Here is a 6,570-nt window from a genome sequence, read left to right as displayed (position 1 = left end):
CCGAACCGGCACGGGATATGCGCAGGAAAGAGAGGCGGGTCATGTTCCGGGAGACGGTTGAGAGTAAAGCCCGCTACAGCAACGCGAATGAAGTTGAGCGTAACCGCGAGTTCCTGGCGCTTCAGGACATGCTGCCGGTTACGCTGAGCCGGATGCAGACAGAAGAAACCGGAAAAAATGCCCTGCTGCGCTTTGCGGCAGTAACGGAGGAAGAAGTTGAACTTTCTCAGTAAGACCGCTGTTGTCGTGTCAGCTGTGACGCTGCTTTTCGGGTGTGACAACCGCCCTGATAAGACACTTTCCCCCCCGACGGGCGCAAAATGGGTGGACGTCACTTTCCGGGTGCCAGAGGGGATCACGCTGCAACCTGCCGAACTATTGTACCGTTCGTCGCAGTGTAAATCTGTCCGCTATAACTCGAGCAATGAACCGCATGATGTTCCGGGATATAACGATATTGAACAGCCATTCGGTGCGTCTGATGGTGACAATGTCCGACGTCTGCGGGTTGCTGTTGATGGCGGAGGCCCGTGCCAGTGGGAGCTGAACTCATTGATGGTGAGCTTTAGGATTGCGGACGATGTTCCTCTGGTGAAGGGGAAAGAGGTTATCGATACCAGTTATATCTTTGATTTTGGCGACTACGGCCTCAGTGACGGTTACGGGACCGGGAGGGCCAGAGCGTTCAGCGGGGAGATACTGGAACTTGAAACTGACTTTTTCCCTATGACATACATTAGTCACATGCTTAACAAGACTACGCTGAAACTTTTTGGTGGAGATACTAATTCTGAGAAGTGGAGTCGACGTTATCAACTCAAAAGTACGGAATTTATAATAATAGAACCGATGTTTCATGCCAAAAAAAACGTGTCAATTGAGGCGGATAAAAAACGGGGGGTCGGTATGGTTGTAACCTATCCAGGAGGAGATGAAGAGCATGTTCGGAACGTTAATCCTGATTATCAAAGATTATTGTTGTTGTTGAAATAAATAATCAGCTGAAAGGATCTTCTTGAGATCCTTTTTTATCGAGCGTAATCTCTTGCCTAGTAAACGAAAAAACCCGCCGTAGGCGGGTTGGTTCGGGTTCGTTGAGCTGGTAACTCTTCGAAACCGGGCGGTAACTGGATCTTTTGCGGGAATCAGTCACCAAATCAGTACAAATAGTTTAGCCTCTAAAGGCAGACTTCTTCAAGTACAAAAGTAAATACAGTGTATTTACATTCATCCCGACAGATTCCCGCTAACGACCCAGTTACCAATGGCTACCGCCAGTGGCGTTTTGTCGTGTCTTTCAGGGTTGGACTCAAGTGAACAGTTACCTGAACAGGCGCGGTAGTCGGACTAAACGGGGAGTTCGTGCATATAGTCCAGCTTGGAGCGAACCACCTAACAGGAACCCAGTTGCACGGGTAGGAATGAGAAAACGCCACCACAGAGTAACGGAACGGCGGACTGCAACGGGTAAACCTCAAGGTGGGAACAGGAGAGCGCGCGAGGGAGCGACCCATCGGAAACGGTGGGGATCTTTAAGTCCTGTCGGGTTTCGCCCGTACTGTCAGATTCATGGTTGAGCGTCAGCTCCCACAGATACACCGAAAAAGTGTCTGTTTATGTGAAGTCTGGCAGGAGGGCGAAGCCTATGGAAAAACGGGTTCCCCGCGGCCTTATCCTGTGGCCCTCTTTTCCATCACGCTTATTCTATTGCTGTCTTCCGCAACGCCCGCCGCAGTCTCATGACCGAACGGCAGTGAGCGAATGAGCGAGGAGGCGTCATAGCGACCGGCCCACTATAGGGTGCGGTCACTCTTTATCTTCCCAGAATTCGCCGCCACCATCCTCGCTTTTTGAGGTTTTCCAGTTCGAGCAGAAGGGCTTCGTTTTCTTTTCTGGTTGCAACGGCATTCTCTGCCTCTTTCCTCCGTTGTTCCTGGTCTGTGAGCAGTTGCTGTGTCGTTTCGCGGAGTAACTGCATTTCCTTTCTGAGGATATTGTTATCTTCCTGAATTTCTTGCAGACGTGACAGTATCACTTCTGTATCTTTTTTCCGTAATGATGTGGCTTTTTCAGGCTGTAACCTTGTGTTTACTCTCTGTATCGCTGAAATATCTATATTGCCATAAACCCGGAGTAACTCACTCACCGCGATACACCGTTTACCTTCATACCGAGTAACGCTAACTTTCCCTTCTTTTATATGGGTATACAGGGTTTTCCTACTCAATCCAACGGCTTTAGCACTGTCACTTAAATTGAGGTTTTCTGCCATAGTGTTACCTTGATGTGGTGTTACTTTTTTTTACGTTGTTACCTCATGATAACAGTCTCATTAATATGTTACCCAATATGTCACCTTTTAACCGTGCCATATCTGTATTTTGTCTAACAAATCCATGTGTCGGCAAGGACAAGACTCACCGGGATAAAGGCCTGTGTTTACCCTGTTTTTGGCCCTTCCGTTCTCACACCCCTAGCAAGATTGCATCTTGCATGATTATCTTTTTATATTAATGAGTTACTTCATTTTTATTTTACGGAAATGGCATTTCAGGGTTTAAATAGAGTCTATATGTACTCTGTATAGAGTCGTTTTAGAGTATGGGTAGACTCTATTTGTACTCCGGCCTGATTCTGCGGGTCTGGAGTATAGAGTGCACTCCAGAATATACTCGCCAATAGACTCTATAGTGGGACAGGATATGTTTTGTAGCACCGCCAGCACGCAGTCGGCCCGACAAAACGTCTGCTCAGGGCTGCGCCCCTATACCCGCCAATGGCTACTGACTAACACGCCGGCGTTTTGGGTTTCCTCGGAGCATCACCTCGACGCATGCTCTCGGACACCGCTATGCGCCGAGACGATGCTCCGAGAGCATGCGTCGATAAACCCCTTTACACCTTGGTTTGCATTGGTCGGCTGGACGCCTCCCTATGCACCCCTAAGAACATTATGCTGCTGGACGCTGCTCCATGTTCTCAAGGGCGGCCAAACCGTCCCGCTACGCGTGACCAACCCCTTAGAGCCCCCTCTTTTTACCCTGTTTTTTTCTGGCCGTTCCGCGCCGTCAAAAAGCCAGCATAAAAATCGGCTAAGGGGTTGGTCACGCGTCGGTGTGGGCACCTTATCGAGACGGTTTGGCGGGCTGTGCCCCCAAAAGTAAAATCGCTCATGGGGATTCGCTGGCGTCGGTGGGCCTCGCCTTTCCTTTCGGCTCCCCCAAGAACATGATCCCCTGAACGGGTATCACAATGCGCTAACGCGCTGCGCTTGTTCAAACCGTCCAGCGGTCGCCACATGTGACGCCCTTTTGACGGTTTCGCGGTCCGTTCGGGGTGAAACTGGACTGTGTTGCGTGGAGTGCATAACGATTCACCCTCTTAAAACTCACCAAACGCGTTTTACGAGGTTTTGAGGGGGTAAGACGTCCGGTTTTAAGGGGTAGGGCGTAAAAACGCGCTGAGGGCAGTTTGAGCGGTGCGGGAAACAGATGTTATGGTAAATACTTGTCTTATGCTTACGAAGACGCTAGCTAAGTCTTAATAACCATATAAGTAGAATGGGAATACGAAATAATAAAAGATAAATCCTCCCACGACAGCCAGGCATGTTGCTGAGATACGATGGCCATTTTTGAGCGAAAAGAAAATCGCGATAATCAGGATGGCCAAAATTAAAAAAGCGGGTACCAAAATCATTCCCATAACTATAACTCCATAAAATAAAATACATTATACGGGATTTTTCATGCACGACGTACAGCGGGTGTTATGTTCAATACGAGCTTACATCGACCTTAATGCTTTTACGATCACAGCCATGAGTAACAGTGATGTCAGAGTTAGCATGACCCATGATATTTGGTGACCTACGTATGTTTTACTTAACTTGGCGATAGTCTGTTCTTCGCGAGATGAGAGACTTTTAAGAAATGTTCGGAACGATATGATGTAAATAATGCTGAACACAAACCAAATTAACGGTGTAACAGAGGCTAATTTTTTCCCGCCTATAACCAGTAGAACCAGAGGAATGATAAGGTAAGTTCGGGCTGCCCATGAGTCCATTTTTTTAAGATCTTTTTTGATATCTGCGTCATCGTTTTTTTCTGAATTCATCTTCACTGCATATATCCTTGCGGCCACTATCTACCATCGACGCGAAGTCTACGACTGAAGCCCGCAACGCGGGCTTTTTCATGTGTGGCGCGAAATGACACGCTATGTTCAATCGTCGTCACCGGGCGAGACAAAAAAGGCCAGGCGTAAGAATTCGGGCGTAATCAGGTTATTGAGTGTTTTTGCTCGAACCGTGTTTTTTCAGTAAATCGGCAATGGCTTCGTCTAATAATCGACTTTTTGGAATGCGGGTGTCTTTGGATAACTCATTGAATGGTTGAATCAATTTGTTATCGAGTGAGGATGTAAAGCGTGTTCGGTTTTTCAGGAAAGGCTCAGCCATAAGTCACAATCTGTCATCAGAATTTGGTTTTTGAGTGTAAACAGATGCAATATAGTTAATAACTGGTTTAAGATAGTGCGTTAATAGTGACTATATAGTCACATTTAAAAGTAATATTGCAGTCTTAAACCGACCAACACCAGCGCCGCCTGTTCTCCATATCAGGCGGCTTTTTTTATGGGGATGCGGTTTTATTCAGTGAATTGGGGTTTCCACAGGATCCCTTCTAATTGGTGGTGAAATTTAGGTTAAGTCACGGTTTTGCGTATGATGTGTGAATTAACGTTTTCAAGTGCAAGGGAACAGCATGGCTATCACGGGCGACAACACGTGTATTACAAGCATAAACCCCCAAGGCAAGGTGGTTTATAGCAGCAAAGAACAGCGTAAATACTGGCTGGAATTGCAGTTGGTGGATGAGAGTAATAACCCCGTCACCGGGATGAATGTGACGCTGACGTATCTGCCGCCGAATGGTGGCCTGCGTTTTTGCCCCCCGCCGCCGCCCGGAGGTGTCACCGACAGTGAAGGTGTTGTCAGGTTCGACGACCTGTACTGGGTAGGGGTCAGCGTGAAGACGGAGGCACAGTCCTTGGCTGATGAGATGGAGACGCGTCCGCTGAGTATTAGCCGCAACCCCAACAGCCAGCCGGTGAGTCAAAATACCTTTCGTCGTGAAACACGGGACAAAAATTGGCGTTCAGAGGTGCAGGAAAAAGCTGAAACGGCAGGACACACGCATCACTATGTGACTATAGGGGAACTTTGCGACCGGCTGCCGGAGATCGAGGGCTGGATTGAGCCGGAGCCGCCGAAGTTTCATTTTCCGCCCGGAAAGGCGCTGAAAGGGACGGAAGTCACGCGGGATGCTCTGGAGCAGCGTCACGTTATCGAAATCTGCCCGTTCCGGGCGTGGGTGCTGCCCCTGCACGACACGCAAGATTATGACCTCGCCAACGCGCTGAACCTGGGCATCATGGCCGATCTTGTGTATGCCGCTGAGGTGAAGAACCCGACCATCGATTATTTTTTCCGTCAGAAGTGTCAGGATCTATCCTGCCTCCCGCAGCTTGCGGAATACCCGAATTATTTTCACACGTTGGCGGTGGACGTGCCGTTCCGCGAGCGCTACCAGCCACCTGTCTACATGAATACCGGAGAGGTGGACGCTAGGGAAGGTGATACCCGCCTGTTTACGGTGGAGTGTGCCTCGCACGTTCTGGTTGCCTGGTGCGGTACCGACAGTCTGCTGAATGTCCAGACCGACGTGTCATTCGGGCCGAAACGGTGCCCTGCAGAGCTGGGTGGAATGGGGAATGTGCACGGCGGTTTTCTGGAAGCTTATCAGCTGGCTAAACGGAAATTCGGGGATAAGTTGGATGCGGTTAATAAATCTCTGGAAGAAAGTGGCGGCGCGAAAAAATTATTTGTCTGCGGCCACAGTCTGGGTGGGGCGCTGGCGCTGTTGTACGCCGCCGAAATGAAAGCTTTTAACCCTGTGCTGTACACCTACGGGATGCCACGGACGTTCAGCAGTCTGGCCGCGTATCTGCTGAGAGACATCATCCACTACCGTCACGCCAATGATAATGACACGGTGACACAGATACCGCCGGAGGTGGATCTGGACAGCGAGCTTTACGAGAAACTGGGGTGGCTGGGTGACAAACTGGGCTTTGACTGGGTGACCACGTCGGCAATCGGTCTTTTACCGCGAACCTTCGGGGGAAATGCGGGCGTGGATATGGGGATTACACAGGAAAGAGATCCCTACTGGCATCACGGTAAAACGGTCCTGTTTTTGCGTGCGGAACAGAGTGTCATGAAGTTCGGTGAGCGAAATACTCTGTGGATAGGGGGCGGAACGGTAAGTTACACGGAGAAGGCGGCGATAAAACTGTTTGTGGTGCCGTCCCTGAATGAGGAATGCCTGAAATCCACCGGTGAGCGTCAGGCTGATTTTATACAATGTCTGGCTCCGGGGGAGCTGGAGAAGCGGTTCCCGAAGGGGGAAAATACGGCGTCATCCGGTTGGTTCAGTAAGCCATCAAACCACTCGATGGCGCACCGCTACCTGCCCTATATTCATAATCAGGTGTTAGAGCTGG

General features: G+C 49.6%; 3 protein-coding genes and 2 pseudogenes. 3 read left to right on the top strand and 2 right to left on the bottom strand.

Annotated features, from left to right (window positions below):
* Nucleotides 1–233, top strand: a pseudogene (locus tag DXZ79_RS20585) (lipase family protein); the annotation flags it as partial.
* Nucleotides 217–993 (top strand): hypothetical protein, encoded by a 777-nt coding sequence (locus tag DXZ79_RS20580; protein WP_120011659.1) that lies wholly within the window; start codon nucleotides 217–219, stop codon nucleotides 991–993. The pseudogene DXZ79_RS20585 and the gene DXZ79_RS20580, both read left to right, overlap by 17 nt.
* An 820-nt stretch (nucleotides 994–1,813) precedes the next feature.
* Here DXZ79_RS20580 and DXZ79_RS20570 read toward each other — a convergent pair.
* Entirely contained in the window at nucleotides 1,814–2,272 is a 459-nt protein-coding gene (locus DXZ79_RS20570) for a hypothetical protein (RefSeq protein WP_120011658.1), read from the bottom strand.
* A gap of 2,016 nt (nucleotides 2,273–4,288) precedes the next feature.
* Nucleotides 4,289–4,462, bottom strand: coding sequence for a ribbon-helix-helix domain-containing protein (locus tag DXZ79_RS20560; RefSeq protein WP_120011656.1), 174 nt, complete (start codon nucleotides 4,460–4,462; stop codon nucleotides 4,289–4,291).
* Between the two features lie 307 nt (nucleotides 4,463–4,769).
* Between DXZ79_RS20560 and DXZ79_RS21235 the strand changes: the two are divergent.
* Nucleotides 4,770–6,020 (top strand): annotated as a pseudogene (locus DXZ79_RS21235) (lipase family protein); the annotation flags it as partial.
* Nucleotides 6,021–6,570 lie beyond the last annotated feature (550 nt).

Source organism: Yersinia rochesterensis (assembly GCF_003600645.1).
Lineage (GTDB): Bacteria > Pseudomonadota > Gammaproteobacteria > Enterobacterales > Enterobacteriaceae > Yersinia > Yersinia rochesterensis.
Note: the sequence above shows the minus strand (reverse complement) of the source record. Positions and strands in the feature narration are given on the sequence as shown.

Bases quoted from the DNA above. Each gene is read 5' to 3' on its own strand.
- DXZ79_RS20570 (WP_120011658.1), bottom strand. From the start codon at position 2,272: ATGGCAGAAAACCTCAATTTAAGTGACAGTGCTAAAGCCGTTGGATTG.
- DXZ79_RS20560 (WP_120011656.1), bottom strand. From the start codon at position 4,462: ATGGCTGAGCCTTTCCTGAAAAACCGAACACGCTTTACATCCTCACTC.